This window comes from Neolewinella litorea, assembly GCF_004803465.1.
GTDB lineage: Bacteria > Bacteroidota > Bacteroidia > Chitinophagales > Saprospiraceae > Neolewinella > Neolewinella litorea.
The window spans coordinates 86245-103394 of the sequence record NZ_SRSF01000009.1 but is presented as its reverse complement, the minus strand read 5'-3'; the positions used below and the strand labels follow the sequence as shown (position 1 = coordinate 103394).

The 17150-nt window shown below is 58.7% G+C and carries 10 protein-coding genes; 6 read left to right on the top strand and 4 right to left on the bottom strand.

The window, feature by feature from the left end; all coding sequences use genetic code 11:
- Positions 1 to 39: 39 nt before the first annotated feature.
- On the bottom strand, positions 40 to 867 hold the full coding sequence (locus E4021_RS18185) for a zinc-dependent peptidase (protein WP_168797636.1): 828 nt from the start codon (positions 865 to 867) through the stop codon (positions 40 to 42).
- Positions 868 to 993: 126 nt separating this feature from the next.
- On the opposite strand from E4021_RS18185, the gene E4021_RS18180 reads away from it, so the two are divergent.
- Positions 994 to 1419 (top strand): CBS domain-containing protein, encoded by a 426-nt coding sequence (locus E4021_RS18180; RefSeq protein WP_168797635.1) that lies wholly within the window; start codon positions 994 to 996, stop codon positions 1417 to 1419.
- 94 nt (positions 1420 to 1513) lie between these two features.
- On the top strand, positions 1514 to 3217 hold the full coding sequence (locus tag E4021_RS15335; RefSeq protein ID WP_136460253.1) for an alpha/beta hydrolase-fold protein: 1704 nt from the start codon (positions 1514 to 1516) through the stop codon (positions 3215 to 3217).
- An 843-nt stretch (positions 3218 to 4060) separates the two neighbouring features.
- Here the strand turns inward: E4021_RS15335 and E4021_RS15330 are convergent.
- Together E4021_RS15330 and E4021_RS15325 are read right to left on the bottom strand one after the other, a co-directional pair.
- The gene (locus E4021_RS15330; RefSeq protein WP_168797634.1) at positions 4061 to 4444 is read right to left on the bottom strand and encodes a GxxExxY protein; all 384 of its coding nucleotides are present in this window, start codon (positions 4442 to 4444) and stop codon (positions 4061 to 4063) included.
- A gap of 1313 nt (positions 4445 to 5757) precedes the next feature.
- Positions 5758 to 7023, bottom strand: a complete 1266-nt coding sequence (locus E4021_RS15325; RefSeq protein ID WP_136460252.1) for an aminotransferase class I/II-fold pyridoxal phosphate-dependent enzyme — start codon at positions 7021 to 7023, stop codon at positions 5758 to 5760.
- A 334-nt stretch (positions 7024 to 7357) separates the two neighbouring features.
- Between E4021_RS15325 and E4021_RS15320 the strand changes: the two genes are divergently transcribed.
- Complete coding sequence (locus E4021_RS15320) at positions 7358 to 10114, top strand: DUF7619 domain-containing protein (RefSeq protein ID WP_136460251.1); 2757 nt, start codon at positions 7358 to 7360, stop codon at positions 10112 to 10114.
- 1171 nt (positions 10115 to 11285) lie between these two features.
- Here the strand turns inward: E4021_RS15320 and E4021_RS15315 are convergent.
- On the bottom strand, positions 11286 to 13139 hold the full coding sequence (locus E4021_RS15315; protein WP_136460250.1) for a gliding motility-associated C-terminal domain-containing protein: 1854 nt from the start codon (positions 13137 to 13139) through the stop codon (positions 11286 to 11288).
- A gap of 289 nt (positions 13140 to 13428) precedes the next feature.
- Between E4021_RS15315 and E4021_RS15310 the strand changes: the two genes are divergently transcribed.
- The 3 genes from E4021_RS15310 to E4021_RS15300 all read left to right on the top strand — a co-directional run bounded on the left by E4021_RS15310 (position 13429) and on the right by E4021_RS15300 (position 17127).
- Entirely contained in the window at positions 13429 to 14589 is a 1161-nt protein-coding gene (locus tag E4021_RS15310; RefSeq protein ID WP_136460249.1) for a patatin-like phospholipase family protein, read from the top strand.
- A gap of 1282 nt (positions 14590 to 15871) precedes the next feature.
- The gene (locus E4021_RS18175; protein WP_168797633.1) at positions 15872 to 16522 is read left to right on the top strand and encodes a T9SS type A sorting domain-containing protein; all 651 of its coding nucleotides are present in this window, start codon (positions 15872 to 15874) and stop codon (positions 16520 to 16522) included.
- A gap of 56 nt (positions 16523 to 16578) precedes the next feature.
- Positions 16579 to 17127: a GNAT family N-acetyltransferase gene (locus tag E4021_RS15300; protein WP_136460247.1), complete on the top strand. Its 549-nt coding sequence runs from the start codon at positions 16579 to 16581 to the stop codon at positions 17125 to 17127.
- Positions 17128 to 17150 lie beyond the last annotated feature (23 nt).

Below are 17150 nucleotides of genomic sequence, written 5' to 3'. Positions count from 1 at the left end.
TTGGGGTGGTTGCGGGGCCGGATACCCTGCGGCGGCGACTTACCGCGCGGTGAGGGGGGGCAGTTGAAAATAGTCGGCAAGGGCCATAAACCGTTTCGGATACCGGGCCGCGAAGCCGGGTGCGTGCGTGTGGAACACGGCCAGGGTAATGGCGGCGGGGTCGATGTCCGGCAGGCCGATGAACCCTTTGAGGGCCTCTTCCGAAAAGTCGGTGAGGCGGTGGATTTCTTCGAAGGAGAGGGCCTGGGCCTCGATGGCGGTGCGTACCCCGGCATCCGTATGGAAGAGGGCGCGGGCGTACTCGTAGAAGCCCAGCTGGAGGTACTTCTGAGGTTCCACTACCGAGCGCAGGAAGTATTTCAGGGTCCAGATGATGACCCCATCGGCCGGATAGAGTTCGGAGGCGTGGAGTACGTCGTGCTCCGGGGTGGGAAACTGGTGGGGGTAGAAAATGACGTTCTCGAAGCCCGGCACCAGAAAATCTTCCCGGTAGTAGGTAATCGTGGCGGCCGAGGCGGCCACCATCAGGCGCACGTCGGCCGGAATATTCTCGATGGCCATGCCCTGGAAGTCGGTCGCCTCCCGGATCAGGAAAGCGCGGCGACGGAAGTCGCGTTTGCCGTCGAGGTCGAGGGCCCGGTAGAGAGGAAATCGATCCAGAATGGGCGCCAGCTCGGTGGAGAGGTCCGGCGGGTGTCGTTTCCAGTACCACCAGCGCAACTGGGGCGCCAGGGTATAGGCGCCGGCGGCGGCCAGGGCGGGAAGGAGCAGGAGCTCGGACTGTACCTCCCCGGTCTGCCAGGTGAGGACGACGCCGAGCAGGATCAGACAGGTGGCGGCAAGGTATATAGCGCGTACGGGATCCATGGGTGGAGGGTGCCTGAATGGTACGCCAATATACCCGGAATTGTTGCCGACCGGTACTCCGGGAATCGGGGGGAAATCCGTACCTTAAGGGGAATAACCCCACTGAGCCGCCAAAGCCCTTTGCATATGATGAACGAAGCCGTGCGGACGATCATGACGACGGAGGTCGTAACCGCCTACCCTGAACAAACCGTCGGTGAAATCGCCGAGCTCATGCTCCGCGACCAATTGCAACAACTGCCCGTGGTCGACCACGAAGGCCGGTTGGTGGGACTGATCACTTCCTACGATATGTGGCGCGACTGCCGCGTGAACCCCGACAGCGAATCGCGCCTCGTCGGCGAGGTGATGAATACCCGCGTCATCAAGCTCGCCCCCAAAGATAAGGTGGGCACCGCCGCCGAACTCTTTATGGACCGCCGCTTCAAGACGATCCCCGTCGTCAACCTGAACGGCAAACTCAAGGGCGTAATCACGGCCTTCGACGTCATCCGCTACACCCTGCGTAAAGAGTACAAGGAGCCCATTCTCTTCCGCGATGTCATCCTTTGACCGGTACGATGCGGTTTCCCAGATAGCTGTTGAAGGTAAGAAGAATACCAGGCATTCTCAGTAGCTTGTCCACACACTGCTACTGAACCTCTCTATGCGTACCCTCTTACTCGGCTGCTTCCTACTATTTGCCTGCACCTGCGTCCGCGGCCAGGCCGTATTTTCCGTTCTGTTGCCGGAAAACCTGGCCGACAGTGCCCTTGATGGTCGGCTGATGCTCCTGCTCTCCACCGACGACAGCGCCGAGCCCCGCTTCCAGATATCCGACGGTCCGGAGACCCAATTGCTCTTCGGGCGGAACGTGACCGACTGGGAGCCCGGCACCCGCATGATGGTGGACGCTACCGCCTACGGGTACCCCTTTGAATCGCTGGCCGAACTGCCCGCCGGTACCTACCGTGCGCAGGTGTTGTTGCACAAGTACGAAACCTTCCACCGCGGCGACGGGCATACGGTAAAGCTGCCGATGGACCGCGGCGAAGGACAGCAGTGGAACCTCGCCCCCGGTAACCTGCTGAGTACGCCGGTGGAAATAACCGTCGCCGCCGATCGCTCGGCCCCGATTGAACTGGCGTTTGACGGTGCCATACCGCCTATCGCCGAGCCCGAGGACACCGAGTACGTCAAGCACATCAAGATCCGCTCCGAACGGCTCAGTGAATTCTGGGGGCGCGACATGTACCTCGGCGCCCACGTACTGCTCCCCGAAGGCTGGGCCGAGCATCCCGAGGTGGAATATCCACTGGCCATCATGCATGGCCACTTCCCGGACGACTTCGGCGGCTGGCGGACCACCCCGCCCGACACCACGCAGCCGTGTGCCTATAGCGCCCGCTTCGGCCTGGACTGCTACAACCGCACCGTGGAACAGGAGGCCTACGACTTTTACCGGATGTGGACGGGCCCCGACTTCCCCCGCGTCATCGCCATCGAGATACAGCACGCCAACCCCTACTACGACGACAGCTACGCCGTCAATTCCGAGAACCTGGGCCCCTACGGCGATGCCATCACTTACGAATTGATCCCCGAAATCGAGCGGCGCTTCCGGGGCATCGGGGAGGGCTGGGCCCGCTTCGTATACGGGGGTAGTACGGGCGGCTGGGAAGCCCTGGCCGTGCAGGTGAAATATCCGGACGAATACGGTACCTGCTACGCCGCCTGTCCGGACCCCATCGACTTTCACGACTACACCGTAGTGAACCTGTACGAAGACGCCAACGCCTACTACCTCGACAGCAAGTACAAACGCACCGAGCGACCGGGTCACCGCGATAGTCTGGGTCACCTCTCCAGCACCCTCCGCGAAATGAACCAACGCGAACTGGCCCTAGGCGACAACAGTCGCAGCGGGCAGCAGTGGGACATCTGGGAAGCCGTATACAGTCCGGTAGGACCGGACGGCTACCCCCGGCGCATCTGGGACAAGCGCTCCGGCAAGATCAACCCGGAAGTGGCCGAGTACTGGCGGGAGAACTACGACCTGACGCATATCCTGCAGCGCGACTGGTCGGACCTAGGGCCCAAGTTGAAGGGTAAGCTGAATATTTACGTTGGCGACATGGACAACTACTACCTGAACAATGCCGTCTACCGCACGGAAAAGTTCCTCCGCTCGGTAGACTTCGGCGGGGAAATCACCTATGGCGACCGCGCCGAGCACTGCTGGAACGGCGACCCTACCCAGCCCAACGCGATCAGCCGCCTGCGCTACCATCGGATGTTTATTCCGAAATGGGCGGAAAAGGTGAGAGAGTTGGCGCCTGCCGGGGCTGATTTGGAGGCTTGGCGGTATTGAATCAAACGGTATTCACCGTAATTGATATCTATTGAACCGCAGATACCTTGGATTAGAGCGCAATTTAATTAAGTGGATTACTTGCCTTTGGCAAGTCGCGGATGGTGGTTGAGATAATGTGTGCATTAATTCTAGTGATCATCGGTCGGCCGTGTCCGAGGGCATGAACCGCAGATGCCGCCGATTGGGGCGCGGATTTTATTAAGCGGATTACTGCCTTCGGCAAGTCGCGGATGGTGGTTGGGATAATGTGTGCACTAATTCTAGAGGCCATCGGTTGGCCGTGTACAAGGGGATGAACCGCAGATGCCGCTGATTGTGGCGCGGATTTAGGCTCGGATTTTATTGAGCGGATCACTTGCCTGGGGCAAGTGTCAGATTGTGGTTTGGACAGTGCGGTGCATTGCTCCTGGCGTTTCTCGGTCGGCCGTGTACGAGGACATGAACCGCAGATGCCGCGGATTGGGGCGCAGATTTTATTAAGCTGATTACTTGCCTTCGGCAAGTCTTAGACGGTGGGTGGTTTGGATAGTGTGGTGCATTGCTCCTGGCGTTTCTCGGTCGGCCGTGTACGAGGACATGAACCGCAGATGCCGCTGATTGGGGCGCGGATTCAGGCGCGGATTTAATTAGGCGGATTACTTGCCTTCGGCAAGTGGCGGATGGCGGTTTGAATAGTGTGGTGCATTGCTCCTGGCGTTTCTCGGTCGGCCATGTACGAGGGCATGAACCGCAGATGCCGCGGATTGGGGCGCGGATTCAGGCGCAGATTTAATTAAGCGGATTACTTGCCTTCGGCAAGTGGCAGATTCTTCTACAAGAAATCACCAGCTATAAGGAGTGTCACTTCATTCCCTTTTCCATGATGTAGCGTTTGATGCCGGTCTGCATGTTACTTACGTTGAAGTTCATAAGTAGGCCGAGGCTGATTTTAGACAGCCGCATGTATGTCAGCAGTTGAGCGGAGTGAATGGGGAGTATTTTTTCAGTGGCTTTCAATTCAATGACGACGGTATTTTCAACCACTATATCCATGCGGTAGCCGACGTCAATTTGTAGGGTGTCGTAGGTGAAGGGCACCGCCAACTGGGTTTCCACGTGGAAGCGTTTTCTTAGCTCATAAGTCAAGCAACGCTCGTAGACGCTTTCCAGTAGTCCGGGGCCCAACTTGGAATGTACCTTAAACGCCGCTCCCCGTATAGCATAGGTTAATTCATTGCGATCCATAATGCAAGAATCGTACATCCTACTCTACTACGGGTGGAGTCATGTTAAATCTTGGAGATCTCCGCAGTTTGCAAAGCAAGCTATCCGCTTAATCCTATCCGACAGGTTCGGGTTAAAAATCTGCGCAAGAATCTGCGCCTTAATCGGCGGAATCTGCGGTTCCCCTGCAAGCGCAGCAGGTAATTGATTGCAAAACCTACTTGCAACCGAACACGCAGAGATGCCAAACTAGCATAGGTCAGCTCACCGCGATCCATAATGTGAAAATCGGCTAACCAATTCTACTACAGGCGGAGTCACATTGAATCTTGGACCATATCAGCGGCTTGCAAAGCGAGCTATCCGCTTAATCCTATCTGACAGGTTCGGGTTAAAAATCTGCGCCTGAATCTGCGCCTTAATCGGCGGAATCTGCGGTTCCCCTACAAGCGCAGCAAGCAGTAGATTGCAAAACCTATTTGCAACCGAACACGCAGAGATGCCACACTAGCATAGGTCAGCTCACCGCGATCCATGATGCAAGAATTGGCTACCCCGCACTACCACGAGTGGAGTTGTATTAAATCGTGGACCATTCCGCGGCTTGCAAAGCAAGCCATCTGCTTAATTCCTTCAGCAGGGTCGGTTTGAAAATCTGCGCCTGAATCTGCGCCCCAATCAGCGGAATCTGCGGTTCCCCTGCAAGCGCAGCAAGCAGTTAATTGCAAAACCTATTTGCAACCGAACACGCAGAGATGCCACACTAGCATAGGTCAGCTCACCGCGATCCATGATGCAAGAATCGGCTACCCTACACTATCACGCGTGGAGTTGTATTAAATCGTGGACCATATCAGCGGCTTGCAAAGCAAGCTATCTGCTTAATTTTCTTGAGCCAAGTAGGGTTGAAAATCTGCGCCTGAATCTGCGCCCCAATCAGCGAAATCCGCGGTTCCCCTACTAGCGCAGCAACCCAGATATAGCAAAGTCTGCTTGCCACCCAACACAGAAGGCGTCGTACTACCCTAGGTCAATTCACCGCGATCCGTGATGCAAGAATTGGCTACCCCACACTACCACGGGTGGAGGTGTACTAAATCTTGAACCATTCCGCGGCTTGCAAAGCAAGCTATCCGCTCAATCCTATCCAGCGGGATCGGGTTAAAATCAGCGCCCGAATCAACGAAATCCGCGGTTCCCCAACGAGCGCAGCCAGCAATTGGAAAGTTTGCTTGCGACCTAACACACAGAGGTGCCCTAACCGTGTCAAGGCACCTCCGAGGTTCTTATCCAAACAGAAAAAGGACGAATACGTACGAAATCAACGGTAAAAACTACACCACATTGATTTCACCGGCGCGGAACATCTCACCGACCTTCTCGTAGGTGCCGTCTTCCAGCTTGTTGCGTACGGCCTTGAAGGCGTCGATGGTAGTCTGGATGTCCTCTTCGCTGTGCTCGGCAGTGGGGATCAAGCGCAGGATCAATTGTCCCTTGGGGATGACGGGCGGGAGTACGACCGAGCAGAAAATGTTGTAAGTCTCCCGCAAGTCGTAAATCAGGGCACCGGCCTCGTAGGTGCTACCCTTGAGGAAGACCGGCGTGACACAGGCTCCGGTGTTGCCGATGTCGAAACCGGCTTCCCGCAGTCCGTTTTGCAGGTGATGGACGTTCTTCCAGAGCTTTTCGCGCAGCTCCGGCTGTTCGCGGAGGAGCTTGAGGCGGGCAAGCCCGCCCTTGACCATCGGCATACAGAGGCTCTTGGCGAAGACCTGGCTGCGGAGGTTATAGCGGAAGAATTCTATGATCTCCTTGTCGGCGCTCACGAAGGCTCCGAAGCCCGACATGGCCTTGGCGAAGGTCGAGAAGTAGATGTCGATCTGATCCTGGACGCCCTGTTCCTCTCCGGCACCGGCGCCGGTAGCTCCCATAGTCCCGAAGCCGTGCGCGTCGTCGACCAGCAGACGGAAGCCGTACTTTTCCTTGTACTGGCAAATCTCCTTTATAATACCCTGTTCGCCGCGCATGCCGAAGACGCCCTCGGTAATGACCAGGATGCCGGAGCCCCGCTTTTCAGCTTCTTTCTTGGCTTGCTCCATCCGGACCAGGAAGTGGTCGATGTCGTTGTGGGTAAAGGCAAACTTGGGGCCCTGGTGCATACGGATGCCATCCATGATGCAGGCGTGGTCGTCACGGTCGTAGACAACCACGTCGTGGCGCGTGAGGCAGGCGTCGACGATCGACATGATGCCCTGGTAGCCGAAGTTGAGCAGCAGTGCTGCCTCTTTCTGGGTGAAGTCCGCCAGTTCCCGTTCAAGTTGCTCGTGGGCGTCGGTTTCGCCGCTCATGATTCGGGCACCCATGGGGTAGGCCAGGCCATATTCGGCGGCGGCTTCGGCGTCCGCCTTGCGGACGTCGGGGTGGTTGGTGATGCCAAGGTAGGAGTTGATGCTCCAGATGATGCATTCCTTGCCCCGGAACTTCATGCGGGGGCCGAGCTCTCCTTCGAGCTTGGGAAAGGAGAAGTAGCCGTGGGCTACATCCTGGTACTGACCCAGCGGGCCCTTGGATTCGCGGAATTTATCAAAGAGGTCTTTCATGCTTTCGCTTTTCGGGGGGCAAAGATACGATTTACGGAAGTATTGTTGAGTCCCATCTGGACGAATGCCAAAAGCTTCGTCTCCGCTCCACACTGCTGCGCCGGAAAGCCTACTGGATAAGCGAGGCGGCATTAAACGCCTGATGCTAAACCTTCTGTCGCAGAAATAAACGAATCGGGTACGGCGTTCTATGGAAGTTCTCATGAAAATTTCCACCGCGCGATAGGTGTCGATCGTCATCATGACCGATTATTCGGTTTGATCCCGATCCGGAATTTTTGCTTTGCGCGCGGTGACCGGCTTTTGCCCAAACCTATTCGACCGTATTTACCCAATGAAGTTTCTACTGCTGCCTGTCCTGGCCCTGCTCCCCCTTTTGCTGGGCGGCCAGACCATCCCTCACCAAATTAGCGTACTCGACATCCAGCCCGCTGGGGCCGACAAGGAGATCCTTGAGCTTGGCACCCTCGGCGGTAAAGTGTTCTGGTCGGTATCGGGAGATATCAACTACCTGTCCAGCGGTACCGTGTCGACCACGACCGCCTTTCCCGGCGGCCTCGGCTTCCGCGATGGCCTGCAAACCCTCGGACAGGCAGGCGATCTCTATTATTTCTACTACGCCCACCAGGGCAAGGGCTACTACGCTGAAGTCGACGGTCGCCTGCCCGCGCCCCGGGCGTTGCGCTTTCCCCTCATCAATAAGGACGGCTACACTTACACCAATCCGGTCATGAGCCGCAACAAGCTCTACCTCCTACGTGAGCAGCGGCAGGGCAGTCCGGCCCGGCACGTACTCCAGGTCCTCGAACTCGATCCGGTCACTGAAGGCGCGAGCATCGTCTACGCCGACACGGTCAACAGCACCGCCCTGCCCCTCAACGGCACCCTGGCCGAACTGGAAGGAAAACTATACTTCACCCACGCGCAGACAGGTGGCTCCGGTCCGGCCAGCTTCGACGTGACAACGGGCATCATAACCGATTTCGGTACCGTCGATGCCACCACGGCCCTCACCTTTCGCCGGGTTGGCAACCGGATGTTGTTCAACTACGTGGATGCCGCCGACCGGGCGGTAAGCCGATTCGTTGCCGAGACCGGTACCGGTCCGGCACACCAAACGGCCCTACAGACCACCACCGCCATAACGCTCACCTCCGGTCTGCTGGCCCTGGGGCACGACGGCCACCTGTACGCTACCGACTACTCGAGCGGGTCTTCCACGCAGCTGCTTGCCGGCACCTCCAGCCAGACGCTTAAACTGTTCCAGGTGGGCGATGCGGAAGCTCTATACGCGCGTCCCGACGGTTCCGGGCAGTGGGTACTGGGTCGTACCGACGGGACGCCGACAGGTACCCGCGACGTAGTGACCATACCCGCCTGCGCCGCGACGGGCCCCCGGGAGTTCGTCAGTCTGGGCGAATTTGTTGCTTTCGTCTCTACCAATCACCCCCTCTACCTCTTCGATCTCGGATCGGAAGTGCTGCAGGAGGTAGATGCGGACTGCACGCGCACCATTGCCGATCCCGGCTTGGGCACGATCGGCGACCGCCTCTACTTCGCGGCCGACCACCCCGAGTACGGGCATGAGGTACATTATCTGACGATCCCCAACCAAAGTCACTTCAGTGGGACGGCCTTCCGCGACGACAACGGAAACGGAACCCAGGAGGCGGATGAGCCGGGACTGGCCAATATCCCGATCGTCGTCACCGGCGGTGAGGACACCCGGATATATACCGATACCGCAGGGCGGTTCAGCTTGCTGGCCGACCACGGGGCCGAGTATTCCATCACAACCGATGCGCCGGATTGCTACCTCAACACCAGCACTCAGGAAACCTACACTTTCACCTACAGTGTTTCCGCTCCCCCGCCGGTACACTTCGGCTTTCAGCCGGAGGACGGGGCCGCCAGTCTGCGCCTAAAGCTTAATTCCGGCCGCGTGCGCTGTAACACTGAGGTTCCCTACTGGCTTACCGTCTACAACGACGGCTGCCTGCCCGCCGCCGGTACCGCCACCATTACCCTGCCGGAGCACGTCGGTTACCTGGAGGCCGATCCCGCTCCCGCATCCCAGTCCGGGCGGGAATTCACCTTCCATTTTGATACGCTGCAGCCCGGGCAGACCTTCTACACCGTGCTGAAGCTGAAAATGCCCGACGAAACCTTTGCCGGCGTAGACATCGAAGTGGGCGCGTCCGCGGGTGCCAGGACCGCCACCGGTATCCACGCTACGGGGTCCCATACCTACACCACCCCACTCCGCTGCGCCGTGGACCCGAACGACAAACTGGTGAGCCCCTTCCGCGAAGATCCCACCCAGAGCAATTATACCCAACTGGACGAAACGATCACCTACACGATTCGCTTCCAGAACACGGGTAACGATACCGCTTTCGACGTACGAATCGAAGACCAGCTTTCCGAGTACCTCGACCTGAACACCTTTCGGCCGCTGTCGGCCAGTCATCCCTACACCCTGCGGATACAGGAAGGCGGCCACCTCGTCTTCCGCTTCGACAATATCTTCCTGCCCGACAGCAACGTCAACTTGGTCGGCAGTGAAGGCTTCGTAAACTTTGAGATCAAGGCCCACCAGCACTTGCCCGACTTCACGGTGGTGGAGAATACGGCGGCGATCTATTTCGACTTTAACAAGCCGGTTTGGACAAATACTGTGGTGTCCACCTTGGTCGAGGAACTCGATATGGATAAGGACGGCTACAATTTCTACGAGGATTGTGACGACAATAACCCAGCGATAAATCCCGCCGCCCGGGAAATGGCCAACAGCGGATACGACGAGAATTGTGACGGCGTACAAGCCACTACGGCAGTGACCGAAGCCCTTGGCGGTACCTTCACGGTATATCCCAACCCGGCGGGCAACTGGCTGCACCTGGAGTACTCCGAACCACTGCCGCTACAGGCCCGGCTCATCGACGCTACCGGCAGGGAATTGCACCAGGTCACCTTCACCGGGGGGCTCCGTATCCCTACTACCGAGTTTCCCGCGGGAGTCTACCTCCTGCGGGTCACCAACGAGCAATCGGGCACCGGCACCGTACGTCGGGTAGTGATTGGCGGCTGATGATCCTGACTGCGGTACCGCCCTCTTAATGGGCAAGCTGCACCACCGGGCCGTCGGGCATACGCACTGTAGCGCCGACTTGAGTCGGCAAGCTGCTCTATCGGGCCGTCGGGCCTGTGGCCCGGGGTGGATTTTCGTGCTGCGGGCAGGCGAGTGTCTGGTGTTTCAGGCAGCGTGACGGCTGAAACCGTCGCTACGGGAAGTAGCCCCGACTTGAGTAGGTAGGCTGCACCATCGGGCCGTCGGGCCTGTGGCCCGGGGTGGATTTTCGTGTTGCGAGAAGGCAATTGTCCGGTGTTATAGGCAGCGTGACGGCTGAAGCCGTCGCTACGGGAAGTAGCCCCGACTTGAGTAGGCAAGATGCCCTACTGGGCCGTCCGGCCTGTGGCCCGGGGTTAGATTATCGCGCTGCGGGTAGGCGATTGTCTAGTGTTTCAGGCAGCATGACGGCTGAAGCCGTCGCTACGGGAAGTAGCCCCGACTTGAGTTGGCAAGCTGCACCATCGGGCCGTCGGGCCTGTGGCCCGGGGTTAGACTATCGCGCTGCGGGCAGGCGAGTGTCGGGTGTTATAGGCAGCATGACGGCTGAAGCCGTCGCTACGGGAAGTAGCGCCGACTTGAGTCGGCAAGCTGCACCATCGGGCCGTCAGGCCTGTGGCCCGGGGTTAGAGTATTGCGCTGCGGGCAGGCGAGTGTCGGGTGTTATAGGCAGCATGACGGCTGAAGCCATTGCTACGCACTGTAGCACCCACCTGGGTCGGCGAGCTGCCCTACTGGGCCGTCGGGCCTGTGGCCCGGGGTGGATTATTGCGCTGCGGGCAGGCGGGTGTCGGGTGTTATAGGCAGCGTGACGGCTGAAGCCGTCGCTACGGGAAGTAGCGCCGACTTGAGTCGGCAAGCTGCTCTATCGGGCCATCGGGCCTGTGGCCCGGGGTTAGACTATCGCGCTGCGGGCAGGCGAGTGTCGGGTGTTATAGGCAGCATGACGGCTGAAGCCATTGCTACGCGCTGTAGCCCCGACTTGAGTAGGCAAGATGCCCTACTGGGCCGTCGGGCCTGTGGCGCAGGGTTAGATTATCGCGCTGCGGGCAGGCGGGTGTCGGGTGTTATAGGCAGCATGACGACTGAAGCCGTCGCTACGGTACCGGCAACATGACCGCTCAAGCCGTCGCTACTCGATCAAAACAAAACTACCCGAATATTGCCGGATGATGCCATCCAGGAAGGCGACCTCGGCCACGTACACGTAGGTGCCCGGTGGTACGGGTTGGCCGTTTAGGAGGCCGTCCCAACCGGCGGAAGGGTCGTTGACGGGCAGGTCGGTGGCGCTGTAAACCTCGCCGCCCCAGCGGTTGAAAATCTTCAGGCTGGGCACGAACTGCACGTTCGGCACTTTACCGAATACCGTGAATTGGTCGTTTGAGCCGTCGCCGTCCGGAGAAAAGGCAGTGGGGATGTACACCAGACGGTCGGCTACCACGAGGATGCGCAAGGAATCACTGGCCAGGCAGCCGTCGGGCGAGGTGGCCTCCAGGCCAAGGGTAAAAGAATTCGCCGGGAGTATCTCGAGCGTGACGCAGGAGGAATCGCAGGTCACGGCCCCCTCCGGTGTCCAGCGGTAATTGGTGATGGGCTGGGAGTTGCGTACGGTCACCGTCACGGTTTCCCCGAGTACGACTTCCTGGTTTTCGCCCAGGTTTATGACAAAGGGGAAGGGACTGGTAAGCTGTAAAGTATCCGAAGTGCGGCAACCGTAGCGGTCTTCAAGGGCGTAGGGGTAGGCGCCCTCGCCGAGACTGTCGATCAGACTCCCGATCTGCCGAGGCAGCCCGTCGAAAGTAAAGGTATAGGGCGGCCGGCCGCGCAGGATGCTGTCCAATACCACGCTGCCGTCGGTCAGGTAGCTGCAGCTGGGGTCCTGGGTAGTGAAGCGACCGCTCAGGAAGGGGTCCGGCACGACGGTCAGTTCAAGACGAACGATGCTGTCGCAGCCCAGGGAGGAAACGAGGGTATCCACGTAAACGCCCCCCTGATCGTAGGTAGAGTTGCCGACGGTGACGCTGAGGCCGGAGCATATTGTGTCCGTCAACGTGTAGTTCTTCGGGACCACGTTTACCACCTTGGTATTGGAGATGATCTGGCACTTGCTGTTGCCCAGGTTGGCTTCGCTGTTGGCCAGCAGGTAGCGGTAGGGGTAGGCACCACTGCTCAGCTGGGTATGCTGGTAGGTGAGGTCGTTCGCACCGGGGATGTCGGTCCAGGTGGTACCGCCGTCGGTGCTGCGCTGCCACTGCACGGCGGGGGTGGGAAACTGGTCGCCGTTGATGGTGGCTTCCAGCGGTATCGGGTCGCCGTCTTCGCAGATGTTGGCCACTTCCCGCGGCAGAATGAGGGCCTCAGGGCCGCAGGCGCGGAAGCTGATGTTGTCGAGGGCCAGGTCGTTTCCAAAGCCGCCAGGGGCGTTGTTGCGCAGGGCCAGGGTGACGGAGGTCTGACCCGGCACGGTAGTGAAGGTGAAGCCGTAGGTCTTCCACTGCTCGTCTTCGGGGATGAACCCGGTAGTGAAGTACTCCTGATCGTCGATGAGGAACGAGACGTTGGGCAGGAGATTATTGCTGCCGCGGCGCAGGACGTTGATGATGTCGGCGGTGAATTGGTAGAGGGTGTTTTCGCACAGTCCGTCGACCACCTGCTCGTAGAAAAGGCCGGGTTCGAAGCTGGCGTTGACGACCATCATGTACCCGTTGGGGTCGTTGCTGTTGTCACCGATCTGTATCCAGGTGCCGAAAATATTGTCCCAGCGCCCCATGTCGTTGGTGATGGTGTAGTAGCCGTCATCGGGGGGTGGGGAGGCCGCATAGCGGAAACCCGGCGCGATCCCCGGGTCGGGCGTCAGTACATTGGCGGTGCCGCTGCCAAAATCGCCGTCGGTGAAGATGTTTTCCCCCAGGTTGCCATTGCATTGCTGGGCCGGCAGAGCGAACCCCAGGAGCAGGAGAAACAGGGGGAGAAGAAAAGCGCGCATGTGTGGGGGGAAAGTCAATTGGCGTGGCGGATAAAGGTAGGCTTTCCCCGGCGCCCCGTAAGGTCAGCAAGTGGCAGAAGCGGGGAATAGGGGCGTTTCCGCGGGTGCTGTGGGCGGCTCGATTGCCGGGCAGGGTGGTTTCCTACGGGCGGCGCGGGTGGGAACCACTCATTGTGGCACTGGGTCATTGCTGCGGCACCTGCGCTCCGTCGCCCTACGGTAAGTCGGGCGGAAAGGAAAAACCCCTTACTTTCGGTGGACACCCATAATGGGACCTAAACACCCAAGCATGAAAAAGATAGCCCTGGTGCTCAGTGGCGGCGGTTTCAAGGGCGCCTTCCAGGTAGGAGCCCTGCAGTACCTCCGCGAAAACTGGGACCGCATTGCCCCCCACCGCCCGCCTCTCTCCTTCGACATCGTGGCGGGGGTATCAGTGGGCTCCCTCAACGGGCTGATGGTGGCCCTGGATAAATTCGATGACCTCGTGCAGTTGTGGGACGACGTGGCCGAGCGGGGCGTGAGCGAAATTTACACCTCGGATTTCATCGATACGTCCACCGATCCGAACGACCCCAACCCGGAATTGAAGTTTCGCCTCGACTGGAACACGCTGCGCGACCGCTTCCCGCGCACCACCCGCAACCTGCTGCTGCGGGCGATCTTCAACCGGCAGTCGCTGCTGCGCACCTTCACCGCGGAATTCCAGCAGTTCAAGTCGATTGCCGACAACACCCCCCTGCAACGCAAGCTCAACCGGCTGGCCAAACGCGGGGAGATCCGCGACACCGTCTTCAAGTGCGGCTTCGTATCACTGCGCGATGGCAAGTATTATTCCCTCGACCAGAACGACTTCAAGTCTGACCTCGACTTCGCGAACGGCGTGCTCGCCTCTACGGCCATGCCCATCATCTGGAGCCCGGTCAACGGCGTGGCCACCAACCGGGGCATCCCCGAGAGTCTGGTGGACGGAGGTATACGCGACGTCTCGCCGCTGGGCGACGTCATCGATGAGATCGTGAAGGACGATTCGCCCGAAGACTACACCATCGTGATCATCAACTGCAGTTCCGGCAAGGTGACGGAGGAGAACTTCCTCGACAAGAACATCGTGCAAATCGCGCTGCGTGCGTTGGTGGACATTGCCATCACCGAGATCTTCAACAACGACATCCGGGAATTTATGGACAAGAACTACATCCTGGAGCAGTTCAAACGCAAACTGCCAGGAGAGGACCTGTACGACTACGACTATGATACGGGCGGGCGGGGGAACAAGCTGAAGTTCTTCAACGCCCTGGTCATCCAGCCGGAGTCCAACATCCTGGGGGACACCCTCACGGCCAGCCGTCCGCTGATCGAATACCGGCTGGCCCACGGCCGGGCCCGGGCCGAAATTGCCCTGAACGTACACCTGAACAAGACCGGCGGCAACAAGATGACGGTGGTATAAGCGGCGATCACTCAGCCGGCTACGGTGTGGAAGGAGAATTAGTGGTCCCACACTGCGCGTTTACACACTATCCTGGAAAAGCGGTGCGTTGTTGAGTCGGTTGTCGACCTTCCTGAAGGAATCGGCCACCCAGTCGAAGCAGGCACGGAATCCGGAGCACGTCGATGCCTCTTTCCCGCCCGACCCTTTCTTGTCCCAATAACTATTTGCCTATATCCACCTTTACACCGCAAGATTATACTGATCCGGACGCGATAATGCGACCACCCATCAGTGACGAGGATGCCTGATTTTTTCCGGTTTCCTTTCCGATAATCTAATATATCCCTGGCCCCTTGGCTGGTGCCCCGTTTCGGGATATGCAGGTTTGCACAGCCTCTGATTTTTAGCGGATACCCTCCGTGAAGGTCACCCTTATGCGGTGCGGAGTTGGGCTTTACTGTCTTGTCTCATGAAAAATACACTCTTATACCTCATAATTAGCTTGCTTTCGTTCTGCCCGATGTATGGCTTTGCCCAGTGCACACCTGGGTTGATTACTGTCATACACGCCACCTCGGGCTTCGATTCGCTGCTCGATCCCGACGGTGATGGATACATCACGGAATCTGGATTGCCTTTCACAACGGATTCGACAGAAGCAGCTGAGTTCGAAATTATTCCACACAGCGTTACTGGCTGGCTAGAAGTTGCGGACGTTGATGAAGTCTCCAATGATGTTACTTCTCCATGCGCGAACACCGACTTAATTACTGATGCGAATGGTGGTGATTTTGCGTATTATAACATTGTTGACCCTAGCCCAACATCACCAACTAGTGGAGATGAATATATTTTGTTTCGCTTTCGGTTAGCACAACCCCCAAACGGTAGTTTTGGCTACAACTTTCTGGTTGATACGGATTCCAAATATGGGGAGGGTATAGACGCAAATTCAACTTGTGGAAATAGGGGATTCGAGCGAGAGGTTCAATTTTCCAATGCTGGAGGCAAGATGGGTGTAAGCGTATATGAAGTAGATGGAGCAACTAGCACGTCGCCATTGGCGCCCACTCCATGTGATCAATGTGTGAGTGTATCTGATGTTCAACAGGCATGTGCAAAATCGGCAGGCGGATGTACAAGTACAAATGCTCAGTTTGTCACCTTTCCCCTGCCCCTTTTCTGGTTGGGTATACCTTCAGATGTAAACATTGGGGGCTTATTTATATCGGCAGCTACTGCTAAATCCGGGAATGGCAGTAGTGCTTTAGGGGGAGGTAATGTCGCCGACTTAGGTGGGTTGAATGGGGGTACTAGTGTATGTGGATGTGACGATCCAAATCTAACTGCGTGTGCAAAGTACGACTGTCAGACCCAATGCCTAAACACCGCCTTCGTAGCCCTGCCCGTCTCCTACCACTACTTCACTGCTGAGGCGGGTGCCCGTGACGTCTACCTACGCTGGGCTACGGCCACCGAGTCGAACAACAGTCACTTTGACGTGGAGCACAGCACCGACGGGGTAAGTTTCACCGCCCTGAGCCGGGTGTTCGGGGTGGGCACCAGTGCGACCGCGACGGAATATGACTTCACCCACCAGGCCCCGCCCCCCGGCACCCACTACTATCGCCTGCGTCAGGTTGACGTTGACGGTACTTTCCGGTACAGCCCCATCGAAGCCGTGACCTTCGGAGCCGTTGCTGCCGGCGACTTCACGATCATCCCCAGTATAGTCACCGCCAACTCCCTGCGGGTGGAACGCTCCGGCGTGGCCAGTGACGTCCCGGCCGAACTGGCGGTTTTTGACGCTATGGGCCGCCTGTTGCTGCAGAAGCGCCACATGGGGGGCAATGAGTTGATCCTCGACGTAGCCAGTCTCCGCCCGGGGGCCTACTTCCTGCAGTTGCGCAGCGGGGGCGTGATGGCTACTAAGCGGTTCCTGAAACAGTAGATACGCCGGGAACGTCCGTGTAAACCGCTAGCTTTAGCGCACCAACGGTCTCTGCCATGCTCCAGTCCAACCTGCGTTATCGCTCCGCCACCCCCTTCGATGCTCCGCGCATCGCCCAGCTCCATGCGCGCAGCTGGCGGGAGAATTACCGCGGTGCCATGACCGATACCTTCCTGGATCAGGAGGCCCGCGCGGACCGGCTTGCGGTGTGGACGCGGCGGTTTTCGGACGACGATCCCCGCATGCGCGTCCTGCTGGCCGAAGAAGGCAAGATACTGGTTGGCTTCTGTTGTCTTTACCTGGACGAGGAGCCGGAAGACGGCACTCTGCTCGACAATCTGCACGTGCACGCCAATTACCACGGGCGGGGCGTGGGCAAGCAACTCATGCACTGGGCCGCCGAAACGGTGCTCGCCTATGACCCCGCGGGGAAGCTTTACCTGTGGGTACTGGAACAGAATACCCCCGCCCGGAGGGTGTACGCCGCGCTGGGCGGACACGTCGGCCGCTGCGAGCATCGCGGTCTGCCGGGCACGGGACCCGGGGGTGCCCCCGCCCTGGCCGTACACTTCGACCCGCGCAACCTGCTGGAGCGTACCCGGTAGCCCCATGCAACGGGGTGATGTCT